This is a genomic window from Methylobacterium sp. WL6 (assembly GCF_008040095.1).
Lineage (GTDB): Bacteria > Pseudomonadota > Alphaproteobacteria > Rhizobiales > Beijerinckiaceae > Methylobacterium.
Map to the genome: position 1 here is coordinate 1 of NZ_VRVH01000595.1, position 1,085 is coordinate 1,085.

The following is a 1,085-nucleotide window of genomic DNA, read 5'->3' on the forward strand; positions in this document are numbered from 1 at the left end:
GTGCGCCACATCGTCGGCGCCGGTGGCGAAGTCCGGCTGGCCCTCCGCCGGCGAGGCGGGCGAGTCCGCCGGCGGCTCGGGGGCTTCGGTCGCGCCCTTGCGCCCGAACAGGCGGCCGAACCAGCCCGGCTTCTCGTCTTGGCTCATGTCGTCCTTGCTCCCGCGCCCCGGCACCGTTAGCCGGGAGGCATGTCGTCGCCCGCCGCTATCCACCCTGACATAGGCGCGCGCCTGCTCTACCGCGATGCCCTGGTCCTCGTCATCGACAAGCCTGCGGGTTTGCCGGTGCATCCGGGGCCGAAGGGCGGCGAGACCCTGACCGACCACCTCGACGGGCTGCGCTTCGGCCTGCCGCGGCGCCCGGAGGCCGCGCACCGGCTCGACCGCGACACCTCCGGCTGCCTCGCGCTCGGGCGCCACGCGCAGGCGCTCGCCCGCCTGAACAAGCTGTTCGCCGACGGGCGGGCCCGGAAGGCGTACTGGGCCCTGGTCGAGGGCGGCCCGACGGAGGAGACCGGAAGCGTCGACCTGCCGCTCGCCCGGCGCTCGAGCGATCCGCGCTCGTGGTGGATGAAGGCGGATCCCGCCGGCGATCCGTCGCTGACGCATTGGCGCGTGCTCGGCCGGTCCGGGAGCCAGGCCTGGCTCGAGCTCGTGCCGGTCACCGGCCGCACCCATCAGCTTCGCGTCCACTGCGCCGCATCGGGGTTTCCGATCGTCGGGGACCCGATCTACGGCACCGCGCCGCGCCACGGCGGACCCGGCCTGCAGCTCCATGCCCGGCAGCTCGCCCTGCCGCTCTACCCGAAGAAGCCGCCGGTCGTCGCCGAGGCGCCGGCGCCGGAGCACATGCGGAGCGGGCTCCTCGCCTGCGGCTGGACCGCCTGAGCGGGCGGGGTGCGCAGCCGACGGCCTGCGATCAGGCGGCGAGCAGCGCGCGGCCGTCGTGGCCCAGGATCGCCACCGTCCGGATCGTGCCCGGCTCCGCCGTGAGCCGCACCGGCGTGAAGCCTTCCGTGCGGCCGATGCCGCCGCGCTCGGCCAGCACCCGGTGCGAGCGCGGCGGCATCGGCCGCACGGAAGGC

The 1,085-nt window shown here is 75.8% G+C and carries 1 protein-coding gene and 1 pseudogene; one reads left to right on the forward strand and one right to left on the reverse strand.

Annotated elements, in window-relative coordinates:
- Positions 1-147, reverse strand: a pseudogene (locus tag FV230_RS31130) (signal recognition particle-docking protein FtsY); the annotation flags it as partial.
- Between the two features lie 42 nt (positions 148-189).
- Here FV230_RS31130 and FV230_RS28635 point away from each other — a divergent pair.
- Positions 190-888, forward strand: coding sequence for an RluA family pseudouridine synthase (locus FV230_RS28635; RefSeq protein ID WP_147844766.1), 699 nt, complete (start codon positions 190-192; stop codon positions 886-888).
- Positions 889-1,085 lie beyond the last annotated feature (197 nt).

Excerpts from the sequence above, each read along its gene's own strand:
- FV230_RS28635 (WP_147844766.1), top strand. The coding sequence starts at position 190 with ATGTCGTCGCCCGCCGCTATCCACCCTGACATAGGCGCGCGCCTGCTC.